Source organism: Glutamicibacter sp. BW77 (genome assembly GCF_002332285.1).
In the GTDB taxonomy this organism is placed as follows: domain Bacteria; phylum Actinomycetota; class Actinomycetes; order Actinomycetales; family Micrococcaceae; genus Glutamicibacter; species Glutamicibacter bergerei.
The window spans coordinates 98271-123498 of the sequence record NZ_NRGT01000073.1 but is presented as its reverse complement, the minus strand read 5'-3'; the positions used below and the strand labels follow the sequence as shown (position 1 = coordinate 123498).

General features: G+C 56.4%; 18 protein-coding genes. 5 read left to right on the top strand and 13 right to left on the bottom strand.

The annotated features are described in order from the left end of the window. Positions 1-39: 39 nt before the first annotated feature. The 6 genes from CIK74_RS12895 to CIK74_RS12870 form a co-directional block, all read right to left on the bottom strand. Complete coding sequence (locus tag CIK74_RS12895) at positions 40-267, bottom strand: heavy metal-associated domain-containing protein (protein ID WP_096256607.1); 228 nt, start codon at positions 265-267, stop codon at positions 40-42. Positions 268-556: 289 nt separating this feature from the next. Continuing rightward, on the bottom strand, positions 557-1927 hold the full coding sequence (locus tag CIK74_RS12890) for an FAD-binding oxidoreductase (RefSeq protein WP_096256606.1): 1371 nt from the start codon (positions 1925-1927) through the stop codon (positions 557-559). A 99-nt stretch (positions 1928-2026) separates the two neighbouring features. Next, positions 2027-2959 (bottom strand): 4-(cytidine 5'-diphospho)-2-C-methyl-D-erythritol kinase, encoded by a 933-nt coding sequence (locus CIK74_RS12885; protein ID WP_096256605.1) that lies wholly within the window; start codon positions 2957-2959, stop codon positions 2027-2029. A gap of 2 nt (positions 2960-2961) precedes the next feature. Further along, positions 2962-3843: a 16S rRNA (adenine(1518)-N(6)/adenine(1519)-N(6))-dimethyltransferase RsmA gene (gene rsmA / locus CIK74_RS12880; protein ID WP_096256604.1), complete on the bottom strand. Its 882-nt coding sequence runs from the start codon at positions 3841-3843 to the stop codon at positions 2962-2964. Positions 3844-3944: 101 nt separating this feature from the next. Beyond that, entirely contained in the window at positions 3945-5180 is a 1236-nt protein-coding gene (locus CIK74_RS12875) for a resuscitation-promoting factor (protein ID WP_275542574.1), read from the bottom strand. 213 nt (positions 5181-5393) lie between these two features. Continuing rightward, positions 5394-6341: a TatD family hydrolase gene (locus tag CIK74_RS12870; protein WP_096256781.1), complete on the bottom strand. Its 948-nt coding sequence runs from the start codon at positions 6339-6341 to the stop codon at positions 5394-5396. Positions 6342-6544: 203 nt separating this feature from the next. Here CIK74_RS12870 and CIK74_RS12865 point away from each other — a divergent pair, with 203 nt between their 5' ends. From CIK74_RS12865 to CIK74_RS12855, 3 genes are read left to right on the top strand one after another with little or no spacing between them, the layout of a single operon-like run. Further along, positions 6545-7507 carry a MoxR family ATPase gene (locus CIK74_RS12865; protein ID WP_096256603.1) on the top strand — a complete coding sequence of 321 codons (963 nt, stop codon included), beginning with the start codon at positions 6545-6547 and terminating at the stop codon, positions 7505-7507. A gap of 12 nt (positions 7508-7519) precedes the next feature. Beyond that, complete coding sequence (locus CIK74_RS12860) at positions 7520-8842, top strand: DUF58 domain-containing protein (RefSeq protein ID WP_096256602.1); 1323 nt, start codon at positions 7520-7522, stop codon at positions 8840-8842. Further along, positions 8839-11247, top strand: a complete 2409-nt coding sequence (locus tag CIK74_RS12855) for a DUF3488 and transglutaminase-like domain-containing protein (protein ID WP_170947876.1) — start codon at positions 8839-8841, stop codon at positions 11245-11247. Before CIK74_RS12860 ends, CIK74_RS12855 begins: the two co-directional genes overlap by 4 nt. A gap of 100 nt (positions 11248-11347) precedes the next feature. Here the strand turns inward: CIK74_RS12855 and CIK74_RS12850 are convergent, their stop codons facing one another. Together CIK74_RS12850 and rsmI are read right to left on the bottom strand one after the other, a co-directional pair. Next, positions 11348-12835, bottom strand: coding sequence for an NAD-dependent succinate-semialdehyde dehydrogenase (locus CIK74_RS12850; RefSeq protein ID WP_096256600.1), 1488 nt, complete (start codon positions 12833-12835; stop codon positions 11348-11350). Between the two features lie 138 nt (positions 12836-12973). Further along, a complete protein-coding gene (gene rsmI, locus CIK74_RS12845; RefSeq protein WP_096256599.1) occupies positions 12974-13834 on the bottom strand; it encodes a 16S rRNA (cytidine(1402)-2'-O)-methyltransferase in 861 nt (286 codons plus the stop codon). Positions 13835-13901: 67 nt separating this feature from the next. Between rsmI and CIK74_RS12840 the strand changes: the two genes are divergently transcribed. Next, the gene (locus CIK74_RS12840; protein WP_096256598.1) at positions 13902-15512 is read left to right on the top strand and encodes a phospholipid carrier-dependent glycosyltransferase; all 1611 of its coding nucleotides are present in this window, start codon (positions 13902-13904) and stop codon (positions 15510-15512) included. Between the two features lie 656 nt (positions 15513-16168). On the opposite strand, the gene CIK74_RS12835 is transcribed toward CIK74_RS12840, so the two are convergent. Beyond that, a complete protein-coding gene (locus CIK74_RS12835; RefSeq protein WP_096256597.1) occupies positions 16169-17740 on the bottom strand; it encodes a TIGR01906 family membrane protein in 1572 nt (523 codons plus the stop codon). A gap of 256 nt (positions 17741-17996) precedes the next feature. Beyond that, entirely contained in the window at positions 17997-18365 is a 369-nt protein-coding gene (locus tag CIK74_RS12830; RefSeq protein WP_096256596.1) for a DUF3499 domain-containing protein, read from the bottom strand. A gap of 164 nt (positions 18366-18529) precedes the next feature. Here CIK74_RS12830 and CIK74_RS12825 point away from each other — a divergent pair, with 164 nt between their 5' ends. Further along, positions 18530-18913 (top strand): metallopeptidase family protein, encoded by a 384-nt coding sequence (locus tag CIK74_RS12825; RefSeq protein WP_205738285.1) that lies wholly within the window; start codon positions 18530-18532, stop codon positions 18911-18913. A gap of 5 nt (positions 18914-18918) precedes the next feature. Here CIK74_RS12825 and CIK74_RS12820 read toward each other — a convergent pair whose 3' ends face one another. The 3 genes from CIK74_RS12820 to CIK74_RS19180 are packed head-to-tail and all read right to left on the bottom strand — an operon-like array spanning position 18919 to position 25087. Continuing rightward, a complete protein-coding gene (locus CIK74_RS12820) occupies positions 18919-21084 on the bottom strand; it encodes a DUF5719 family protein (protein ID WP_096256594.1) in 2166 nt (721 codons plus the stop codon). Beyond that, on the bottom strand, positions 21084-24662 hold the full coding sequence (locus CIK74_RS12815) for a glycosyltransferase (RefSeq protein WP_096256593.1): 3579 nt from the start codon (positions 24660-24662) through the stop codon (positions 21084-21086). The genes CIK74_RS12820 and CIK74_RS12815 overlap by 1 nt, the downstream gene beginning before the upstream one ends. Continuing rightward, positions 24566-25087, bottom strand: a complete 522-nt coding sequence (locus tag CIK74_RS19180) for a WhiB family transcriptional regulator (protein ID WP_096256780.1) — start codon at positions 25085-25087, stop codon at positions 24566-24568. Before CIK74_RS19180 ends, CIK74_RS12815 begins: the two co-directional genes overlap by 97 nt. Between the last annotated feature and the right edge of the window lie 141 nt (positions 25088-25228).

Here is a 25228-nt window from a genome sequence, read left to right as displayed (position 1 = left end):
GCGGCTTAATGCACTGGACCTCGCCCCGCAGGGCCACCCTTAGACGTCAACTGAGACGAGGTTATATCCGGCCTCGGAAATAGCTGCTTCGAATGCAGAATTCTCCACCTGCACCTCGGTAGCAACCGTCGCAGTAGATGTTCCACCAACTACAAGGTCAACCTCGACCGCGCTGACCCCGGCGATTTCCTGCAGCTCTTCAGTGACCGAAGAGACACAGTGCCCACAGGTCAAGCCGTCAATTTTCAAAGTGATGCTGGAGCTCATTGCTTCCTCCGTAAGTTGTATTTTGCTCGTAATTTCTTCGTCTTACGAGTTATAATCCTGGCAACCGGAGACCAACGCTCACCAGCCTGCCTATAACTAGAGAATATACCCCTACTGGGTATATTTCAAGTACCCCCTGAGGGTATAGAGAAGTCGCGAACAACCAATCAGGTCGCATCTGCGAAAACAAGACTAGTTAAAAAGTGCGCAGCAGAGGGATCCCGGCCCATGATCTGGGATCAGTTCTGCCCGTAGCACCTTGGCACGGCTAGAGTGCCAGGTCAAAGCCTTAGCGCTTACCGGTCACCAGATCTGCGAAATGAGCGATCGGTGAAGTCTGCGAACGGCCCTTAGTCTCTTGCCGGTCTGCCAGTCCATAGGCGGCATAGAGTCCTTTAGTGGCAATCCATCGCAAAGGTTCGGGTTCCCACAGTCTCGTTTGATGGTTTACCCACGGCAGCTCAACTAACTCAGATCTCCGTCCTAACACCAAGTCCCGCAAGGTACGGCCCGCAAGATTAGTGGTGGCCACCCCGGTACCAACGTACCCTCCTGCCCAGGCGATGCCGCTGTGTGAATCGAGCCCAACGGTTGCCGCCCAATCACGTGGAACCCCAAGTACCCCGGACCAGGCATGATCGATGCTGGTATGCCGTGTTTGCGGAAAGAGAGTATGCAAAATTTCTTTCAACCCTCTAATGCTCGCTTCTGGTGTCTGTCCATCAAGATCCGTCCGGGAACCATACTTGTATGGAACGCCGCGCCCGCCGATGGCGATTCGGTCATCCGCGGTGCGTTGCGCGTACATGTAAACGTGGGCGAAGTCGCCAAGGACTTCGCCTTGGCTCCAATTGACTTCGTCCCAAAAATTTGTCCCTAGAGGCTCGGTGGCGATCATTGACGAATTCATCGGAAGCCAGAGCCGCTTGCGCCCTTTGAGCCCGGCGGTAAATCCTTCTGTCGCCCGGATGATAAATTCCGCAGCCACCTGACCGCCCGCAAAATCCAGTTGATGGGGTCGAATTTCGGTCACCCGGGTATTCTCATAGATTTCTACACCGAGGGACTCGACTACCCGAGCTAGGCCACTGACGAGTTTTGCCGGCTGAATCCGTGCGGCATGAGGATGCCAAGCAGCACCCAGTGCACCTTCGACACCGATTCTCGCTGTTGCATCATGCTGCGACAGCAGTTGCACATCGGTGTGTTCCCAAGAATTTTCGGTCCTAACAACTTCCCGCAGCCGGGCAAATTGTGCTGCGTTGCAGGCAACTTCGAATTCCCCGCCAAGCAGGATATCTGCCTCTATTTGCTCCGCCCGGCAGATCCGGATCACTTCAGCGACGGTGTGATTCATGGCTAGTTGAAAGTCCGCAGCGGCCTGACGGCCATGGGATTTTAGATATTGTGCGCGCCCACCGGTAATAGTGTTGGTTAACCAGCCGCCGTTTCGCCCCGAGGCGCCATAACCGACGTGCCGTTGTTCCAAAATTGCGATGCGCAGGGAGGGTTCGGCCTGCTTCAAATAGTAAGCGCTCCATAGACCGGTAAATCCACCGCCCACGATGGCTACATCAACGTCAAGTGATTCATTCAGCGTTGGGCGTGCAGCGGGCAACCCGATTTGTTCCCACCAATGGGAAACTTGGCCATTGATCATGTGATTCTTTCGTCCGCAACGGATAAATGAACCACGCTCACTTTATGGTTCTGGAATCACTCTAGAGTCGACCCGGAACTCTGGCAAGGCTCTGGACTATTACTCGGAAAGTTCCACCCTGGCCCCTGGAGCAGGAGCAGTGACCATCAGTGTGGCAACGCCTACCTCATCTCCAAGTTGGGTCATTACCTGCCGGGCATGCTCTGCGTCTCGCACCAGCAACGCGAGGGTTGGGCCCGAACCAGAGACCATTGCGCGCAGCGCTCCCGCGCCTTCGGCGAGGTCTCGCACAGTTCCTAACTCGGGAGCCAAAGCCAACGACGCTTGAGTCAGATCATTGACCAGCAATTGCGACAGCGCTTCGGCATCTGCGGCCATCAGCGCCTTGAGCACCTGTGGATCAATCTCTTGCGGTACCTCAACGTCTTGGCCCGCGCGCAATCGGTCCAGCATCGAGTAAACCCGAGGGGTGGACAAGCCAAAGCTTGCGGGAATCAATACCCACTGGGTTTTTGCTCGGGTGAGCAAGGGGGCCAGCTGGTCGCCGATGCCCAAACCTATAGCGGCCCCGCCCATCAGGGCAAAGGGAACGTCGGCTCCTAGCCGTGCACCCAGTCGTCCAAGCTCCTCACGGTCCAGCCCGGTGCCCCACAATTCATTGCAAGCTACCAATGCGGCTGCCGCATCTGCGGAACCACCGCCCATGCCTCCGGCAATGGGAACGCGTTTGGTGATGTGCAGGTTAGCACCCAAGGTGCACCCGGTATGCTCGCGCAGAAGCTGCGCAGCTTTCCATACGAGGTTGTTAGGGCCCAGCGGGAAGTTATCAGGATCAGAGACCACAGGAGAACCCGGTTCAAGGCTCAGCTGCAACTCGCCGTCTTCACGCAGTGTCGCTTCAATCTGCTCCAGCAGGGAGACCGCCACATAGAGGCTAGCGACCTCGTGGTAGCCGTCTTCACGAGGCGGTCCCACCCGAAAATAACAGTTGATCTTCCCTGGGGCGGTAGTGATGACTCGTTGTTTGACCATTATTATTTTTCGGTCTGTTCTAGGGCCGGCACTGTGTGGGCTGCCCGAGCGATCGAGATAAAGCCTTCAACGTCCAGCTTCTCGCCACGTTCCTTCGGATCGATACCCGCGGCCAGCAAGATCTGTTCCGCGCGAGCACCTGAACCTGCCCAGCCTGACAAAGCAGCACGCAAGGTCTTGCGGCGTTGGGCAAAAGCCGCATCGATAATGGCAAAAACTTCTTTGCGGTCTGGCGCATCAGTGCGGTCTTTATCGCGGGTGAAAGCCACCAGTCCCGAATGAATCTTCGGTGCTGGCCAAAAGACGTTCATGCCAATAACGCCAGCCTTGCGCATGGTGCCATACCAGGCGCCCTTCACCGAGGGGACACCGTAGGTCTTATTACCGGGTGCAGCGCACATTCGGTCTGCAACCTCGTCCTGGACCATCACCAGACCGTGCTTGATGGATTCAAAGTGTTCCATCAGGTGCAGCACCACAGGCACCGCGACGTTATATGGCAAGTTGGCAACCAACGCGGTTGGGTTTCCGGGAAGTTCGCTGATCTTCATGGCATCGTTGAGGATCACCGTTAGGTCTTCCTCACGGCCCGGGCGCATTTCCGCTATGGTCTGTGGCAACCGTTTAGCAAGCGGCGGATCGATCTCGACTGCCACCACCTTTGCGGCGGCGTCCATGATGCCGAGGGTCAACGAACCGAGGCCCGGACCGACCTCAAGAACTGTCTCGTCTGGCGAGACATTCGCGGTGGCTACGATCCTGCGGATCGTGTTTCCATCAATCACAAAGTTCTGCCCGAGAGTTTTAGTGGGACGAATCCCAAGTTCCTCGGCCAGTCGACGGATTTCGGTAGCCCCAAGCAGTGGCAAAGATTCCTTAGACATCACAGCTACAATTCTAGTTCAGTCCGCGAGCACTGCGAACGCGACGCGACGCGCCCACCCCGGTGAGGGTGGACGCGTCGCGTCAAAAGTTATTTCAGGGCTTAGCGCAGTCCAAGCTTGGACGAGCAGTGTGGCCAGTGACCCCATCCGCCGTTAGCGCGTAGCTTCTCTGCGGTTGCAATCTGCTCCTGGGCACTTGCCTGGTGTGGCAACGGCGCGTACTTTGTACCGCCGGCTCCACGCCATGAGGAAGCGGAGAACTGTAGGCCACCGTAGTAACCATTACCGGTGTTGATTGACCAGTTGCCACCCGACTCGCACTTGGCCAAGGCTGCCCATGTGGAGGAGATACTTCCGGTTGGTGCCTTTGACTTAGAATCAGAGCTCTTAGAATCCGACTTCGATTCTTCCTTCTTGGTACCAACCTTGATGATCTCGGCGACCGGTTTCTTGGTGACCTTCGACTTCAGGACTTCTTCCTCGCCCTTTTTGCCGTTTCGAGTTTCTTGGCGAAGAGTGAGTTCTCGTTCACCCTTCTCACCCTCGGTCTTTACCTTGGTCTTGCCCTTTTCAAGCTTCGAATCCTTGACCTTCTCGGTCTCAAAATCGATCTTTCGGGTTTCATCCCAGGTCTTCACCGAAACTTCAATGACCTCGATCTTGGCATCTTCCTCGATCTTGGTGCTGGTCTTCGCGTTCTTATCGGTATCCTTACCGATCTGAACGTTGACCTCATCGTCCTTATCTAGCGTGACCTTCTGTTCGTCAAGTAGTTCCTTGACGGTCTGCGCGGTGGTCGAAATCTTCTGCTTTTTCTTATCCGCAACCAGCGTGATGGCCTTGGGGGTGATGATTTCGATTTCTTCGCTGAGGCTCACAAGCTGAATTTCTTCACCGAGTGAAATCTCAGATTTCGCATCAACCTTCAGTTCGTCCATTACATCCGCCACGGTCATCCCGGTGGTGTGTACAACGCGGTCTGTTCCGTCGATACTGACCTGAACCGACTTATTTCGGTTGATCTCGATGCGCTGGTCATCGGAAAGTTCCGAGTCCGCAGGAACATTCAACTCGTCGCGAGCATCTACACTGATACCTTCTTGCTCAAGGGCAGCCTGCACGGTAGCGGCGCGAGTGGTGAAGCTCTGATCCTGCCCATCGATGGCAACAGTCACGGACTTCTGGCCGGAAATATAAAATACTGCTCCGGCGATAACCACAGCAACAGCTACGGCCTGGGCCAGATATTTGACCCAGCTTTTTTTGAGCAAGTGCATCACGGTAGTGAGGTCTCCATCGTTTGTAGGTTGAACGCCGAGGAGATGATCCCGGTACATCTTGCTCAACCTTGGCGGACAATTCCGCCAATCTAAAATTTGGTGTTGGCTTTGCTCGACCTTCAGACCAAAGGACGTGGTCCGCCGATAGGGCAACTCTTTATAGTGCGAACGACACGAAGGCGCGCTCGCAACTCAACGCATTCTGTTAACCGTAACCGAATTGTAATAATTGGCGCAACCTTTATATGGCCTAAAGCACATCCGGCGGTACTACAATTCTCCGTAAACTGCGCCGGTATTCTGAGAAATCTGCTCACAGAACTGCGCGAGATCCGTCGCTCGGGCCTCAGCCATAAAACGAGTCGTATACGGGATCATGTAACTCGCATTAGGCCTTCCCCTAAATGGGTGAGGGGTCAAAAATGGTGCGTCGGTCTCCACTAGCAGGAGCTGTGGGTCCGCTAAGCGTAAGGCCTCCTGCAGGTCAATCGAGTTTTTGAAGGTAACAGTTCCCGAGAACGACATGTACCACCCGTTGTCATTGCAGATCCGCGCCAATTCTGCGTCACCCGAAAAGCAATGGAAGACCACGCGCTCTGGTAACACCGCATCTTTGAGCACTCGCACTACATCGCTGTGTGCGTCACGGTCATGAATTTGTACGGCATTTCCATGCTCCACCGCAATCCGCAGGTGCTCACGGAAGGAATCTTCCTGAGCTTGGTGACCTTCTTCTCCGGTACGGAAATAGTCCAGGCCGGTCTCACCAATGGCCCGCACCCGCTCTTCAGATGCCAAAGCCTCGATTTGTTCGATTGCGGTTTGAAGTTCTCCAGCCTCGGCAAGTCGGGCAGCATCATTGGGGTGGATAGCAATAGCAGCCAGAACATTTGGATATTCCTTTGCTGCTTGCACCGCAAAGCGTGAGGATTCAACATCGCACCCCACTTGGATCAGCCCTTCGACACCCACCGCAGCCGCAGCATCAAGCGCTTGTTGCACAGTGACGTTGAGCGCACCATCCCGGAAGTCTAAATGAGTGTGGTTATCAATCACTGGATACGGCAAAGGCTCCGGTGCGTCCGGATAGCGGGTGTTCCTTTTATTGCCGCCCTTTTCATTCTTAGGTGAGCGGGTACGGTCATTCAACAGTGTGCTGTCACCCTCCGGGAGCGGACGATAGCCCTCCGGAATTGCCGAAAAATCTGAATCGCTCATCTGCTCACCGATATCTTTCATCAAAATGCTGTCAGTTCTTGGGTCTAATTCTTCCACCACCGCCTTAGCAGCAAAGAATCAATACATTAAGATGCTGTTGGTGGAGAAAAGAACCCCATATGATGTGAACACAAGCTATGGAAATCGCTTGGCGTGTCAACGACAACCTCGGCACGATAAGTTGCCCAGCCAGGAGGATGCGCATGAGTGCCCACCCAACACTGCCCTCAGTTGATTCGACCTTTAGGTCGAATTACCAGCGGATGTTTGATGCAATTCAAGAAGTCATCACCGGCAAACCGGAGGCGATTACGAACACCATCGTGGTGCTGCTTGCCCAGGGCCATCTGCTGCTGGAGGACGTGCCCGGGGTTGGCAAAACGATGCTCGCCAAATCACTGGCGCGTAGTGTTAATGGAAGCGTGCATCGAATTCAGTTCACCCCGGACCTATTACCTAGCGACGTCACCGGAGTTTCGGTGTTCTCCCCGCAGGATCATAAGTTCACTTTTCACCCGGGCCCCATTTTCGCAAATATCGTAATCGCAGACGAGATCAACCGTGCCAACGCCAAGACGCAATCCGCGCTGCTTGAATGCATGGAAGAACAACAGGTAACGGTCGATTCCATCACCCATCCGCTGCAAAAACCATTTATGGTCGTAGCTACGCAAAACCCAATCGATTCCGAAGGAACCTTCGCGTTGCCCGAGGCGCAACGAGACAGATTTATGGGTCGGATTTCATTGGGCTACCCCGACAGGGAAGCGGAAATCTCAATGCTTTCCACCCATCACATCTCCGAACCGCTAGATGCGCTCACCCCAGTTCTCGAACTTGATCAGCTTCATCAGATGATTGAGCAAGTAAAACAGGTTACCGTTACCCAGCGGCTGAGCAGCTATATCGTCGATTTGGGCCGTGCCACCCGTGAACACCCATATATTTCCCTCGGTACATCACCCCGAGCACTCGTGCAGTGGGTTCGAGCCGCAAAATCCCATGCTGCTATTAACGGACGCGACCATGTTCTGCCCGAAGACGTGCGAGCAGTAGCACCGATGATTTTGTCCCACCGTCTGATCCTCACCCGCAGGGCATTATCAGAGGGTGTGGAACCGCTGGCATTGATCCAAGATCTCGTGTCCACTACACCTGTCGGATAGCTGAGTTTTTTCATGGCTCAGATACCACGGTTCGATTCCAAAGACTCACTGTCGTGGGCGCGTACCGTCTCGGCACCACAAAACTTAAAAAAGTTCCGCCTGGACTTACTCACCCGGCGTGGTTGGTGCACCGTATTGGGCGGGGCCGCTCTCATTTTTCTTGCCTACATTCTGGGACGTCACGAAATGATGGCTCTCGGAACCGGGCTCATTGCCTTGGTTCTGGTTAGTTGGTTGTTGGTATTGCGTTTGCGAAATTCTTCCACCCTGACGCGCACGCTGCTCAGCCCAAACCCGGTAGTTGGAGACATCACCAGAGTGCAACTAAGTTGCGCGGATCAGGCCACCGTTCAAGAGGGGCTACCAGAGGAATTCGGACCGGGCCCAGAATTTACCGGTCCCGGTGGAAGCACCTACGAATTGGTCTTCCGCAACCGAGGCTTCCACCTGGTGGGTCCAGCAAAACAGATCTTGGCAGACCCTTTAGGCCTGATCTACGGTCTGGTCGACACCGGTCAGGCCACGCCGATACCCGTCTGTGCCCAAATCCACCCGTTGGAACGCTTTGCCGCACTGGGTGAAAAGATGCTCACCGGCGATGCTCGTTTCTCCCGCAGCACCACCGCCGACTACTACGATGTGGCCACCCGTGAATACCAGCAGGGTGACTCAATTCGCCAGGTGCATTGGAAGGCTACCGCCCGCCAAGGAAAACTCATGGTCCGCCAAGAAAACCATGTGGCCACAGCCCAAGCGCTGTTGGTCTTAGACCGAACCTTTGAACACTGGCACAGCAACGGCGCAGATCTACGGCTAAGCATTCCGCAGGGTGAGAAGCCCGCACTTCAAAGCAGCCGCCGCTTCGAAACAGCATTGAGCCTAGCGTGCAGCATCGGTCAGCGTTACGCGTCCAACGGCTATCAGCTGCTCTTTCGAGATTTGTCCGGCGAGCAACTCTTAGACGCTACCAGCGCCTCACTGTCCGGGGCTTCCGCGCGCAGTGGATTTGAAGACTTTCACTCGGCGAGCGCGCAGATGTCCTTAAGTGCGCCGAGCACCGTCGTCCCAGGAGCTGAGATCTTGGGCGAAGAACTTCGCAAGTTACTGCAGGGATTGCCTGATGAACCGGTCATCATGATTCTTGGGGAAATTCACAGCACGCAGGCTGCTTGGCTAGCAACACTTTCACGGTCGGTCAGACATGTAGAACTATTCCTTCTCGTTTCTCACCCGGAGCGCTACCAAGAAATGCAACATATTCTGTCGCACACCGGTTGGAAGGTGCACTGCCTGGCAGCCAACACAAATATTGACGACTTATGGTCCCGCTCATGAGCGCCACGATCACTGACATTCCTGCTTCGAGCCCACCGCCGAAGGCGAAAGAGCCTGTGGTCCCGGAGGCGACAAATAATCTCACTGCGCGTTTACTTGCTGCCAGCACCTTAGCGCTCGCAATGCTCGCGGGTTTCGCGTCGCTTAGTGGTGTGGTTCAAGGTGCTGCTTGGTTGCAGGCGCTGATTTGGCCGGTCTTTTTAATTCATTTCTGTGCCGGATTGCTCCGTGGGGTGCATCGGGTGCGCTGGCTTGCGCTACCGGTTGCAGTGCTCATTGCTGGTGGTGCGGTATTTTTGCATCCAACCATGCGCACCACCATCCCGGGGTTGGGTATTTTTGATTGGTTCGGCGCGGTGCTTTCCGAGGGCACGTTGCAGTTCTCCACGCAGGTTCCACCGGTTGCTTACTCACGTTATGTCGAGTTTGTACTGTTGCTGCTTGCGGTCTTACTCAGCGTCATAGTGGAGGTTTTGGCGACCTTCAGACGTTTGGCACCGTTAGTGCTCTTACCGATATCTTTTGCACCGGTGATCGCTTCCTTGTTCAAACAAGAGGGCGCCGGGATCGGGTATGTGGTTCTGCTGATACTCGCGCTGCTCGGTTATTTTGCGTTACTCCCCTACATCTTTCCGGCGAAGGGTACGGGCCCCGGGCTTCCTTCCAAACGTCAGTTGAATATTTTGTTGCTCACCGCGATGGTCTGCGCCTTGGTGATGGTACTTAGCAGTGCGTTCATGCCGGGGTTTCGCAAAGGCATGCTCCCTGAAGGTACTCGGCCCTCAGGAGACCTTCTAGCAAGTAACGTCGATCCATTGCTGAATCTCGGACGAGACCTGCGAGCAAATAATGGCTCCGTGGCTTTTAGCTACCTGACGACCTCTAACGAGCCGGTATATCTGCGTACCTCGGTGATCGAGGATCTAAGCGCCACCCGGTGGGAACCGGACGAGGGGCTACTGAAATCGGCTTACTTTGGTGACACCGCCATGGACACGGACTCCGATGTTTTTAACGGCAGCGCACAGGTCACCCAACTACGCTGGAACGACCGGGTGAGCAGTCCGAGTCTGCCGATACCGGATCGAAGTTTTTTCATTTCCGGCATTAATGGCCCGTGGAATTGGACCAAGGAAACTTCTGTGGCGCGACTTGGCGGTGACGCGTTAACAAACACCGAAGAAGTGACTGTCGGGCACACACAAATGAATTTGAGTCCGCAGATCGCGCGTAGCCTTGGCTACTACGGCGACGGCATGCAGTCAGAGATCGATGACGTGTACCTGTCAATGCCAGAAGATTTGGATGGACAGTTCGGCCAGTTACTTCAACGCACTCTCGCGGAGGCTTACGAACCACTCCAGGGACCGCCGACCAATGATTTTGACATTGCCGTTGCGATTCAAGATTTCCTGCGCTCGGCAACTTTTGGGTATTCCGAACGTACTCCCCTACGCGAAGGCTATGACGGAGCCAACCGTCAGGTGGTCAAGGCATTCTTAGAACGCCGTCAAGGCTACTGCGTGCATTTTGCGTCCACGATGGCCCTACTGGCTCGGGCCGCGGGAATCCCCTCACGCATCGTTGTCGGATATGCGCCGGGTGAGCCTACGGGAGAAACACTGGAGGCTGGAGATCTGCCGGGCTTCGCAGGGAACGGACTTCCGTCAGATACAGAGCTGACCAAATTTGAGGTGACCGGGCAGCAGGCCCACGCCTGGCCGGAACTATTCCTGCCAGGTATCGGCTGGGTACCTTTTGAACCTACCCCCGGGCAAGGCCAAGCCCCAGATTATGCCCCGGAGCCCACTTCCAGTCAGCCGCCGGCTGAAGTACCCGAGGAACAGAACCCGACAGGCGCTCCGACCGTGGATGATCCCGAAACCCAAGAAAGCCCGGGAGCCAACGTCGAGGAGCCCATGGCAGATACGGCGCAGGATTATGGTTGGTTTATTTTCGCCGGCCTGCTGATCATCGCGCTTATTCTTGCGGCTATCCCTTGGCAGCGCACACGTTTGCGTCACCGCCGAATAGATCGGGTCAGAGCTGGCGGTCAATCAGCTGCCCAAGCACTATGGGATGAATTGTGTGCGGTCGGTGCCGATACGGGCACCCCCGCTACAGAACATGAATCGGTTGGCGACTACACCAGACGCCTGAGCTCCACTCACCCGCAGCACGGCCAGCAATTGCAACTGCTGAGGTCGGTCATCGAAGCGAGCTTTTACGCTCAGCGGCACCCAGATCCAGAAGATACACCGGCTTTCGTCGAGGCGTTAGCGCAGGTGCGCACACAGTTACACCATGAGCTTCCGCTCGGCAAACGCATGCTGGGCTTCTGTTTCCCTGCGTCATTACGTCAGCGGCGGTTACGTCAGGTGGCGTCGGCTCAAACAGTTCGCTGAGTTATCCAATGTAAAAGCTGTGGCCCCAACATCTAGTCAGATGTTGGGGCCACAGCTTACTGTCCTACCGCTGAGCTCAGCGGTTAGTCTTGCGTTGGTATTACTTTACCGGTGCGTATGGATCGGCAATACCGATGTACTGCACGGTGGTGTATTCGCCCAGTCCTTCGGCGCCGCCTTCGCGGCCCAATCCGGACTGCTTCACGCCACCGAATGGTGCTGCAGCGTTGGAGATGACCCCAGCGTTAAAGCCAACCAGACCAAACTCAATCTGCTCCGAGACGCGGAACATCCGGTTGAAGTCACGCGAGTAAATGTATGATGCCAGACCGTACTCGCTGGCGTTGGCCAGACGAATTGCGTCGGCTTCATCCTTAAACGTGGTCACCGGGGCAACCGGGCCGAAGATCTCCTGTGTGAGGATCTTGGCATCATTAGCCACATTGGCCAACACGGTTGGCTGGTAGAAGTAGCCAGGGCCATCCACCGGGGCGCCACCGGTAACGGCGGTTGCGCCATCGGCGATTGCAGCTTCAACCAGTGCGTGGACTTCGTCGCGTGCCTTTTCCTCAACCAGTGGGCCCACGGTGGAGCTTGGGTCGGTGCCTCGGCCTGGCTTCAGGGTCTTCATAGCTGCTGCGAACTTTGCGGTGAATTCCTCGGCAACGTCCTCGTGCACTAAGAATCGGTTAGCCGCGGTGCAGGCCTCGCCCATGTTGCGCATCTTCGCAGCCATGGCGCCTTCAACCGCTGCGTCGAGGTCTGCATCCTCAAAGACCAGGAATGGTGCGTTACCGCCCAATTCCATCGAGGTGCGCAGAACATTCTCCGTAGCATCCTTCATTAACTGCTTACCCACTGTGGTGGAGCCGGTGAAGGAGACTTTACGCAGACGGCTATCTTTCATCAATGGTCCGGAGATCTTCGAAGCAGAAGCACCCGACACCACGTTGAGCACGCCTGCTGGAAGACCAGCTTCCATCATGGTTGCTGCGAAAAGCTGGGTGGTCAGCGGGGTGAGCTTCGCTGGTTTGAGCACCATGGTGCAACCGGCAGCAATGGCCGGGCCGACCTTGCGAGTTGCCATAGCCAGTGGGAAGTTCCACGGGGTGATTAGCAGGCACGGGCCTACCGGCTTGTGGTGCACCAGAAGCTTATTTTTGCCTTCTGGAGAGGTGATGTAGCGGCCGTAGTGGCGCACGGTCTCTTCGGAGAACCAGCGCAGGAATTCGGCGCCATAGGTAACCTCGCCGCGGGCCTCGGCCAGTGGCTTACCCATTTCAAGGCTCATTAATAGCGCAAAATCATCGGCACGCGAGGTGACCAGGTCAAAACCGCGGCGCAGGATTTCGGCGCGTTCACGTGGCGCGGTCAAAGCCCATTCGGCCTGTACGGCATCTGCCGCGTCCAAAGCAGCTAGCGCGTCTTCACTGGTAGCACTAGCCAGCGTCGCCAGCTTTTCACCGGTGGCAGGGTCCAACACGTCAAAGGTGCTGCCGTCTGAGGAATCTCGCCATTCACCGTTAATAAGTAATCCGGTAGGTACCTTGGCGAGCAGTTCTGCTTCGCGCTCAGCGGTAATCGACATAACGCGGTTCTCCTGAAATTCGTAAATGAAAAAAATCTTCGTTGATCACAACGCTAGTGCTGGATCCAACGGACTGTATATCGCCCGGTGCACTACAACTTGGTTGTTTCATTGTGCATTCAGCCTAAATGATTGCGGCTATTTTTTCGCTTCATGACGTTCGGCAAGGACCGCTTCATACAGCTCGCGCTTCTTCACGCCAGCGGACTCGGCTACTTCAGCGACCGCTTGTTTCATCCGCATCCCTTCGCCAATCAGTGCAGATACCTGAGGAAGTAAATCATCAATGGAAGGAGCTTGAGGAGCAGAAGCTCCCGAAATTACCACCACAATCTCACCGCGCACCCCTTCATCTGCCCAGACTTTGAGTACACCAAGTTCATCGCGGCGCACCTCTTCGAACTTTTTAGTGAGCTCGCGTGCCACGGCGGCCTGGCGTTGGGCGCCGAAAACCTCGACGGCAGAGCCCAAAAATTCAGCGACTCGGTGAGGGGATTCGAAGAACACCATGGTGCGCTCCTCATGCAGCAAGGCGTTCAGACGTTTACGTCGTTCTCCCGCTTTACGCGGCAAGAATCCTTCAAAGGTGAACCGTCCGGTGGGAAGCCCGGAGAGAGCCAACGCGGTTAATACCGCAGAGGGGCCCGGTACCGCCGTCACTCGGATGCCCTCTTGCATTGCCGCTGCCACCAACGGGTATCCCGGATCTGAGACTGCTGGCATGCCGGCATCGGAGACCACAAGCACTGTGGAGCCTTGGCGGGCCAATTCGATGACCTCGCCGAGCTTATGCGCCTCATTGTGTTCATGCAGGCTCATTACTCGCCCTGAGGGTTTGATTCCCAGCGCGTGCGCCAAGTGATGGAAGTTGCGAGTGTCCTCCGCGGCGATCACATCTGCGCTTTGCATGATCTCGCGTAGCCGCGGGGATGCATCTGACAAGTTGCCTATTGGGGTGGCGCCCAGGACGATTACGCCCTCTTCGTCTGAATTCTGCACACCCTTTAGCCTACGCGAAGTACCAAAAGCACACATTCTGGTGGTTACGCCGGTAGCATGAACAACGATGAGCACCACTGCAGCAAAGACCCCAGACACCGGCCACGTGCGCTCTGCGCGCGTTGCCTTCACCTTTGAGAGCCTGAAACAACGGTTATTACCGGTGGCAGCACCCTCGGGTGCGTTGATGTGGATTGTGCCGCTGGTGGTGACAATCATCGGCGGCTTGTTGCGGTTCGTGCATCTGTCCCACCCGAATATGTTGATCTTTGACGAGACTTACTATGTCAAGGACGCCTACTCATTGATGCATTTCGGTTATGAAATGGAATGGGTGGACGATAGCAATGACCAGTTTGTTGCAGGAGACCCACAACTCAAAGACACCGCTTCCTTTGTGGTGCACCCGCCCCTAGGTAAATGGCTCATCGCCTTTGGCATGATGGCTTTTGGGGAATTTGACGGGTTTGGTTGGCGTTTTGCCACCGCATTATTTGGTACGCTCGCGGTGCTTTTGACCACACTCTGTGCACGGTTGCTGTTCGGGTCACACCTGTTAGCAGGTATCGCGGGGCTGTTGATCGCTATCGATGGACACTCAATTGTCATGTCGCGCACGGCATTGTTGGACATCTTCTTGATGTTCTTCGTGCTCGCTGCTTTTTACGCACTGCTCAAAGACCGGGTCCACGGGCGTACCCAATTGGCCAAAAAACTCTCGGTTCCTTTAGGGAACCGACCCGATGAATTTTTGCTGGATCTTGGCCCCATGCTTTGGTGGCGGCCGTGGCGTTTAGTCGCAGCTCTCATGCTCGGTGGCGCGGTAGGTATCAAATGGTCGGCCTTAGCCTTCGTTGCGGTGTTCTGTCTCATGGCAGTGTTGTGGGACTTTGGCGCGCGACGTACCGCGGGAATCCAGCGTTGGCAGTCTGCCGCATTCACACGTGATGGTATCTACTCCTTCGTGACCATGATGCCGGTAGTGCTCCTGACCTACCTGGCCACGTGGACCGGGTGGCTGATCACCGCAGGAGGCCGTTACCGCCAGTGGGCCGTGGAAAACCCTGGTGAGGGTGTTACTTGGTTGCCTGCGACGCTGCGTAGCCTCTGGCATTACCATCAGGCAGCATATGACTTCCATTCGGGTCTGAGCTCCGAACATGGTTGGGCTTCGGCCCCGTGGACTTGGTTATTTTCTGGACGCCCCGTACTGATGTATTTCGAGGGCTACGACAACGGCCAAAATGGGTGTGCACTGGATCGCTGCACCGAAGTGATCATGGACATGCCCAACCCGGTGATGTGGTGGGCCTGCACGATCAGCATGATCCTATTAGTTTTCTGGTGGCTTGGTGCCCGCGATTGGCGCGCTGGCGCGCTTCTTTCTAGCGTTGTCGCCGGTTTCCTTCCGTGGCTGATGTACCCCGAACGCACCATGTTTTTCTTCTACACCCTGCCGCTGGTGCCATTTATGGTGCTCGCATTGACCTATATGATTGGCAGGTTCATTCCTCGCAAACCGCGCTCCGACGCGGGCTATCGAACGAGGATCATTTTAGTCGCTGTGTCGTTAGCCTTGCTGTTGCTAGTTTCAGCCTTCTTCTGGTCGGTCTGGTCTGGAGAGCTCACTTCGGATGACTATTACCGCATGCACGTATGGATCCCAAGCTGGGGATAAACCTTCGCGCGACGGTGTCTAGCGCTCTACAGTCGGCGGCCCCTCTTCAGATTTTTAAGAGGGTTCAGGCATTAGTTAACCGTCAGGCATCCGCCTGGCTTCTGCCCTGAAACGAAAGCTACTGTCCTGATGCTTTAGCTGTAGCCTTCCTTCCGTAAAGAACCCCAGCCCATGCTGTCACGCCCTCGGACAGTACGGGACGGGTGCAGAAGCGTTTCTCTAGGTTCTGAAGCTAACGGCTCCGTTGGACAACGGTGGGTTCCGACAGTTTTAGTAGACCAGGCACAGGCTCTGACGAGAAGAATCAAATAGCCTCCGCAGTTGAAGCTGCGCTGTTCCTCCCCCGGTATACAACTGGTGAGGCACCGACCGGTACAGCTAACCGAAAGCACCACACCAGTCACCGGCAACCAATCGCATTGGACTCGTGGAGCCCTAGAACATCCACTATCCGGAGACGAATTCACGACAATAGATATCGAAAAATCCTGCGCAAGCTAGCCGTGCCTTCGCCAAACAGCAAGGCTACTCTCGGACTCTGAATCGAGAATCAGGAATTTTAGCGGCGGCGGAAGACCGTAGCATGAACAAAACCTCGGGTCCCGCATCAAACGGAACCCGAGGTTTAGTTGTTTCTCGCTTAGTTGCTTAGTTGCTTAGTTGCTTAGTCCGAAGACCCTAGCTTCTTGGCGTAGACGTGAGCCTTCGCGACGACGTGCCGTTGGCCAGCAGGTAATGAGCACCATGAGCACGGTCAGCACCATCAGCACACCAATAGCCACGGCCGAGTCCATCCAAAATTGTTCTGGGTAGAGTCGAATGAGCGTGTCACTGACGCTGAAGGTCCAAGTCCCTTCGGCGAAGAACAGGCTGTGGAATCCTGAGAAGAAGGTGTTCCACCCGGTAATTGCAAGGGCCGCGACCGCTGCGAAGAGCACCACCGTCACGATAGCCCCGGCGAACAGTGCACGGCGAACTCCCCCGGCGTATCGGTTAGCTAGGTACACGATGAAAACTATTGCTAAGACAGCAAGCACCGCTCCGATCACATAGCCCAGTCCGATTAAGTTCTTCACGTCTAGCATGTGCTGAACTTCTTGGCTACTGAACATACTTGAACCGGTGGGCAATTTGAGTCCGGACAGGTATTCAGGACCAGCAAAGTTATTGAGGTAGTCCACCCCGTAGCTACCGTAGGTCAACCGTTCGGGGTCTGTGAAGCCAAACCGATCGCTTGGGAAACCGGGACGTGCGTAAGCCATGGCCAAGAATGCCGGGGTGGCGACCAAACGAATCGCCGCGATTAAGGTAAGTACGGGAAAGATGATGGCGAGAAGCACCTGGGCGGTACGCGCCATCGGTGGTTTGGAGTTCAACGCACGTTCCCGGGCGACACGACGCTTTACCGCGGCTTCCGAGGGCACGGACTCGGGGGTGTAATTACCAAAGACGCGAGTACGAGCTTGGGCCACAGCTGCCGAGGAAGTCTCTGGGTTGTCCTTTTGCGGTGCTGCGCTCACCGGAGGGACGCCTTGTTTGGCCTGCGCGACCGGTGCTTTAGCGGTGGCTGCAGGCTTCGAATCTGGCGTAGCCACCTTTTTTTCTGCCTCAATCTCATGCGGAAGTTTGATCGCACGGATGACATCTTCTACAGGTTCCTCAACCTTTGGCTTGGCCGCGCTGGCTGCTACCGGCTTAGAAGGTGCAGGTTTGGTAGCAGCAGGCTTCGCGGCAACAGGCTTCTTCACCGCCGGTTTGGAAGCGGCAGGAGCGGTTGCAGGCTTATCCGCAGCAGGTTTAGCCGGCGCAGCAGCAGGAGCGGTCGCAGGCTTAACCGCAGCAGGTTTGCTGACGGCAGGTTTAGCGGCAACTGGCTTACTGGCAGGTTGAACCGTGGTTGGAGGTGCGGCGGGGCTCGGCTGGGCAACGGTTGCTGCTGATTTATTTTCAGCCGGCTTAGTTTCTGCCGTTTTGGACTGCGCAGGCGTAGCCCCTGTGGGATTCAAAAATGCGGCCTTCGCGGCAGCTGCAGCCTTGGCGGCACGCTCATCTTGAGCAGCCTTAGCCTGTTTTTTGTGCTCTTCTAAACGTGCCGACAATTCCTCGGCCCGCTGGCTCAGTGAGCCTTTACTGGCTTGGTCGCTCGATTCCGAAGGAGTGGCCGCGATGGGCTTATCTGAACCTTCTGGCCCCTTAGCACCGGGGGTGTTCTTCGCCGCCTCAGCCATGAGGAGTCCTCCTGCAAATCGCGCGATTTCTGATTAACATCAATAGACGAAACCTGCAGTACAGGCTCCGCGGTTTCAGCTTATCCAGCAAGCCGTGTCAATCCGCGCATTACCACACCTAAATTAGGACCGTGGTGCGGGAAACGGCTTATTGCACCATTCTCATCCGATTGGTAGGAAGGCAGTCTTTTTCGAGAATTAACGTCGCGGCTTCAAATAGTTCTAGCCGCTTACCGTTCGCTACCGATTTCTTGGCTTAGCGCTCATCGGTTTCAGGTGGAAGCATCGCCAGACGCGGACGCGCATCAAATCGGGTTCCACGTAGCTCACGCGGAGCAGGAGTTTCTGTCGCTTCTCGAGGCTTTCGGTCCTCGCGCACCGCGTTCATCAAGGCATGCAGTTCATCTTCATTTTCAATCACGTCTGGCAACGCGCCACGCAATAAATTCCAGCCACTGGGCACGGTCAATCGGTTAGCGTGCCGAGCACACAAGTCATAACAGTGCGGCTCAGGGTATTGCGCCAACGGGCCAAGCACTGCCGTCGAGTCGGCATAGTTGTAGGTAAGCGTTGCGCGGGCCGATTCACGGCACGCAGGGCGAGAGCAAAGACGAAGACTTTCCACGGCTTCAAGTCTACTCTCGTATCGGTCCCGAGCTCGGTAATCTGGACCCAACGGCCACGTTCGCCAGCACGAACCATTACTCTGGAGCCATGGAGCACAACCAGCACACACCGCCGCAACGTTCACGGCGTAACCGGCATGGCCGTGGACGGCGAGGTCCGCTGATGCCCATGCATTTACCGGCCTATCGAACTCGTCCTGAACGCTTCGATGACGCGGTGATGGCCAGCGCGCAACGCTTGGGTGAACGCTGGGGCAGCAAACTTGCAATCATCGATTTTCGTATCATTCCGGTGCCGGGCGAAAAAGTGATGACGCAGGCGGCGGCCGTCGGAGACCGGATGCCGTTGTCTTCAGCTCGCCCAGCCACCGCGCAACGCCGAGCGCGGATATCCGTTTACCGGTTGCCCTTAGAGCAAGCCAGTCACAATCACACGGAACTAGTCGACCTCGTACACCAGTGTGTGGTGCACGAGGTCGCTAATTTGTGGATGCTGACGCCCCACGATGTTGATCCCGAATATTTTCCCAAAGACCCGGATTTTTAGTTTGTTCAGCCTCCGACGTTGACCACAATGCCGTCACGACCGGCATTTGCCGGTGGCATCGCGGCCCAAGCCAGCGAACGATCCGAACCGAAAATCAACTGACCGATGTAGGCGTTGGCATCTGATGAGAAGATCACCGCTTGGGCGTCTGCGCTGACATCCTTGGGCTTGAAGACCATGCTCTGCCCGGTCTTGACCGTGAGTTTGGTTGGTTTGGACAGCTTGCCATCCTTATCAACAACAACTGCCTCTACCGAAGCATCGGCCGTTGGGGCCGCAATACTAAATTCACCGGTACCGTTGGCCGAAATCGGTGCGACCTGCGTGCCAGCAAGTGGCATCGTGCTTGCTGCCCAGGCAGTATCCGAGGACTGCTTTGGATCTGCGCCACGCACCATACGCACGCTGCTGGTCACTGGGGCATCGGCTTCTACGACCACTGAATACGCGCCAGCGTCCAAGCCGTTGAGGCTGATGATGCTGGTGGCGTCGGAGGAGACTGCGAGGTTAGAACCTAGGTCTGCGGCGACTTCACCGTCGGCACCTAATATTTTCACCTTAAATCCTGCACCCTGCGCGCCAGTGGCCGAGACATGGAGTTGCGGAACAAGTTTCTTATCGGCTTTGCTCAACTTGTCTCGGTCATTCTTGTTACCAATCCATACGCCGGGAATCACCTGGGTATTGGAGGCCGAAGCATTCGCAGCAACCAAGTCCACGCCAGCCGGGGTCAAACCACGCAGGGCAGCTTGTTGTACCGAAGCGGTGATCTTTCCGCCTAAGCTCGTGATATCTGCGGAGACCGAATCTAGGTTCTGGGCGTATCCGCCAAGCACTAGTGCACGCGAAGTGCCCGGGGCGAGCACCACATTTTGCAAGGTGGAGGTATCTATCATTCCTTCTGGACCACGCAAATCTACGGAGACTTGAGCCGTCGTATGTGTGGGGTTCGACAGGTGCAAGACGCTGGTTGCCCCGGTATGGGTCTGTAAGCCGGTGAAGCGCCAATTTGAGGCTGGTGCCTGGCAGGTTGCTGCCGCAAGACCGGCTAGGTCTCCGTCCTTGGCAAGGAAGCTACGCATCGCACTGCCCCACGACGGCAGTTCGCCCAGTGGCTGAAGTGCCAATATTTGCGCCTTGTCTCGGCCGTTGGAAGTATCAACTTTGCCAACTCGACCGGTTAGGCCTTGTTCGTCGGCTCCCAACGATTTACTGGCTTCATCTTCGGCGATCCGCTTAGTCAGCTCGTTTGCTTCTGAACTTCCGAGCTCACTGAGCGTGGCTCCGGGAATTCGCTTGCCTAAATCAGAGATCACGGCCACACGGATATTGCTTGAAATCTTCTTCGCACCGGCGGCGAACTGTGGATCGGTGCCGTCGACACCCTTCAACAGCTGCGGTGTGGCGGCGCAAACTGCTTGGGCATCACCGGCCGGGAGGCTGGTTACCGCGGCCGGCAGTGCAGTTTGAGCTGGTTGCGGGGCAAGAACCGAACCGGCAGCGACCACTGCGCCGGCAGCTACGACGGCTACCACTCCGAGCAATACGGCACCGGTACGGCGGCGCACCACGGCGGATTCTTGGTCCTTACGCGCAGCCTTGGTGGCTTGGGCTAACTTACGGCGTCGACGGTTCGCCGTGGCGTCCGTCGCGGTCGGTTCCACTGTGCTTGCTATAGCGCCGGTAGCCACCGGTACAGGCTCAGCCTTGTGGTCCTCACTAGGTTCCGTTTTAGTAGCCGCGGTGGCCATCGCATCGGCCTTAGGCCGGGTTTTGTTCCGATCCTTGGCCTCTGCCTTGGCTGTGGCCTTGGCTTCAGCCGCCGTTTTGGCGTCAGCTTTGGCCGAAGCCTTTGCAGCGGCTTTGGCCTCTGCTGCAGCTTCTTTCTCTGCCTTGGCCTCAGCACGAAGATCCGACTTGCTCTTCGCGCGACCATCCGCGCGAGCAGGTTCTTTAGCTGCAGAAGCTGGCGGTGTCTGGGCGGCTACCGGTTGTGGCGCAGGTTTCTCAGGCTCCGTGGCGGAGTCTGTTCCCGGCTTGGCATCTTCGGGCTTTACCGTTTTGTCAGCCGAGGAAGTGCCCGGCTCCGATTCCGGTTTGGCAGCATGGGTTCCATGAGGTGCGGGTTGGTTTGCAGCATCATCGGCGGCCGGGGTCTTCTCGTCACTCACTACTTTTTCTCCTGCTCGGTGTCGGTGTCCGAAATACGGTCACCGAGCTTCGGGGTCAAGTTTTCTCGGATCTCGTGATCCCGTTCGCGTGCTTCGCGACGACTCAACGGTGTGGAGTTGGTTGCTGGTTCCGTCTCTTGCTCAACGTCAACGGTGTCGATGGGCTGCTCGGCTAGTAGCTCGTTGTCATCCACCGGTTCTTCGGCGGCACGAAAACGATACTCAGTGTTGCGGTAGCTTGCCAGACGGCGGGTACTTGGTACCGGTATCGCCAGCAAGATGGCAACTAGCAACACTAATCCGCCAAGGATCAGCAGAGGCAAAGCCAATGGTTCTTCGTGTGTCAGCGTCAGTTTTCCACCCTCGGCAGGGACCTCGTAGGCCTGAGCCCAGCGGGTATCCGAGTCTTGTGGGTAAGCTACCGAACGCAGCGCAGTACCATCGATACTCGCACGTATTTTAGGATCTTGGGCGGTGGACAAGACCAGGGTTCGCGAGGCGTCTGCCGCGGGAATTTCAAGATTCTGAATCTTCCCGCGTTGTGTTGGCACTACCTGTACCCGGTCAGATTCATCGATCAAGCGAGCGAAACCTGCTCCGGAATTTTGGTCCGAATCCTGATAGTTCACTCGCCATAGCCAACCATTATCGGTCTGGCCTACGGCGGCTAAACCAGTCGCAGCGTCTAACACTCGGACGCTAGCAGAAACGGATTCTCCGGTTTCGTTGAGCACCACAAATCCAACGCCCAGATCCGCTAATGCCTCACGTGAGTCCAAAGCAGATTCGGAGAGCAACATTGCCGCTGCTTCGCGCTGTAGGTTGTTGGTGACCGACTGCTCATTACGCGCTGGTTTCAGCAGCGAACCGGTCAGCTGAGCTACCTGCGAGGAACGAGACATCGAGTCCAGAGTTTCCCCGGCACCCGAGAGCAGCACGCTATCGATTTCCCCCGAGGAGCGTGGAGTGAGTACCAAGGTACGCTCCGCGGTATCCGAGCGTCCTGCGTCTGCTGCCGTGGCAGGAATCGTGCGCTCTTGTGAAGCCGCGACTCGTTGTTCAGCAGTCAGCGAGGTCAACTCGCCATCCGGATTTTGCGAATTCAATTGCGCAGCCAGACCCACCGAACCGGCGGCCAGCATACTCACAACGCTCAACGCACTCATCAGGCTCAGCGCACCACGATTAGCCGGACGGCGCAGTGCGCGTGGCTGATTTTCATGTCGCAGAGCCGCTAGCGCGTTGGCCGCGGCGGCAAGCATCGCGAAGATCGCGAAGGAAACAAATGGTGCGGTGTACGCACTGACGGTAGTTGAGGAGTCCAACGAGACCGGGATGAACCCAATCCCCCAACCTGCAACCAAGGACAACGCCGCCGCCCAAATAAGTTTGCGCGAGTTGCGGCGCATGGTGGCATCGAGGCTGAAAGCAGATCCAAGTGCACCCAAGACCGCCAAAATTACCAGCGGTGCACCAACAAGAAGTGCAGCGACCAGGGCCCATGGACCGGCCGGTAGAATTCCCCAACCCAGTGGGCTGAGCATCGCGTCAAAAGCCTCGGGAAAACCTAGAACCATCTGCCACAGCGGTGCCGGGTCAAACGCCAAAGGCGCTCCGGGTTCGGTGAACAACAGCCGCGGATTTCCCAACGCTTCGAAGAGCAACGGCAGGTTCCACACCACTGCTGGCAATGGAACCCACCAGAGGGTGCGTGCCCGGCGTGGCGCGGAAATCGCCAGAATGTAAATGAGCACCAAAAGAGTGAGGAAGAACGGCATTGAACCGGTCGAAATAACCCACATGATCAATGCTGCGCAAGCCGAAGCGGTCCACGCGGACGTTTTACGCTGCCCCTCAGTTGCTGCGGGTTTACCTTCGGGAAGCACCCGGGCGTTGAGCGCACGAAGCATAGCCAGGAAGAACAATGGCAACATCACGTGAATCAAAACCGATCCCACGCGACCCGAAGCCAACGCCGAGAACAGCGCTGGTTGCAGTGCCCAAATCACGGCCGCAAAAAAACGTACGGCTCGTGAACGGCTAACGACACCTACACCCCACCAGGCGCTCAACGCAGCCAACGGCATGGCTGCGATGAACAGGATCACGAGGGCTTGGTTGGCGTGGTTGAAACTCACGACAGAAAGTAACCAATAAACAACGTCGGTGTTATCCGGTGCGGCGCTCAGGCCGGTGCCCACATTCTGCCACCAGGATGTGGCGTTGGCGCCGATCTCACTTAGTGAGCGTGATAGTGGGCGGATAGCACCACCGCTGAGTGCGCTAGCACCGATCACCGTGCGCCAAGCTATCAGTGAGGTCGCGGTGGTGATCAGCAAGGCAAGAATAAGTGAAAGCACTGCTGTGGTTCGTGGCGGACGGGCAATACGAACGAAGTCCGAGAAGTTCTCACCACTCGGTTCCACCATGCCCTCGGCCCCGGAGCCATCACCAAATACCTGCGAGTCGTCCTGACCGCTTGAAATGTTGCGACGGTATTCGCGGACCTCGGTATTTGAGGTCATCAACTTGCGCACCTGACGGCGCGGAACCTGACGAGTTTCCTTGACCTGACGCCGCGACGCACCCAACTTCACCGGAGATAACAAGCCTTTAAGCGTGGCAGCTAAATGGCTAAATCCATGTCCCGGGTCTTTGGCTAACAAGGCTAAAAGGAAATGCCCAATACCGCCGAAGAGAATCCCTAACCAGATAAATGGCAGGCCTATTGGGGAGGCGAACTTAAGACGCTGGAACACCTCGGCACGGCGTGCCTCACCTGGTCCGGCCAGTGAATCGACAACATCGATCTGATGATAAATTTTTGCTGCCGGAACCACTACTACGCGGTGTCCAGCAAGTCGGTTACGCCAGCACAGATCCACATCGTCGCCGCGGCCAGGAAGAGCCGGGTCAAAACCACCGAGCTCTTCGAAAACCTCGCGACGAATGAACATTCCGGCAGAGGACACGGCGAAGTAGTCGCTACGTCCGTCGTACTGGCCTTGATCAACCTCGTCCATGTCGATCATCGTCAGGCGCTGTGCCCTACGGTCGACGCTGAGTCCCACCTCGGCCAAGCGGCGCGGGTTGTCGATGTCTAAAATCTTGCAACCAGCAATACTTACAGATTCGGAGGCTTCAACCGTGCGTGTGAGATGTTCTAACGCATCGGGAGCCGGCATCGAATCATCGTGGATAATCCATATCCACTCATCGCGATCGGTGCGTGCTTCGGGCAGCGCATCCACTGCTTCTTGAACTGAAAGCCCCAATGATCCGGCAGGAGCCGAAAGCAAAGTGGCATTAGAAGGAAGATTTGCTTTTAATACCTGATGTGACGCGTCTTGTGAGGACGCGTCCACCCCGAGGTACCGTTCAATCGGCCGCGACTGATTTCGCAGTGCAGCTAAAGTGCGTGGTAAAAAGTCAGCGCCATCGTGCGCAGCAACGATGGCGGTGACATGAATTGGCGGTCGAATTAGATTGCTCGTTTCCGTAGTCGGCGGCGTTCGCGCTCGGAGAGCCCTCCCCAGATGCCAAAGCGCTCGTCGTTGCTCAACGCGTATTCCAAACATTCTGAACGTACAACACAGGCCCCGCAGACACGCTTAGCGTCGCGGGTCGAACCGCCCTTTTCTGGGAAAAATGCTTCGGGGTCAGTTTGTGCACACAGGGCACGGGCCTGCCAACCCAGCTCACCTTCGTCGACTTCTCCGCCGACGCCGAGCCATACCGCCTTGATACTTTCGCGGACCTGCTCGTCTTCATCCAGCTCAGGAGCCCACGAACCGGCACTCGAGCCGCCTTCGGTCTCTGCCGGCGCATGCTCACGGAGGAAGTCCTCTGCAGCTGTCTCCAAATCTGTGGCTACCGCTACCCGTGCGGATTCCCCAGCTTGTGGATCGACAAACCAATCCGACGGTGCGCCTTCAACCCCGTATTGGGCGGATGCCACTGCCGATGTCGAAAAATCGGAGTACCTCTGCTCCAGCTTCGTCATGTTGATGTTGACCTTTCGCTTGGTTTGAGAAGATCGAGCCATCAATGCTCCCGATCCATACGTCTCTCTTTATTCCATCGAAGTAGTGAAATGATGGACGAGCCGAACTCACCATCTAATTACAGCCGTGTAACTCGGTCA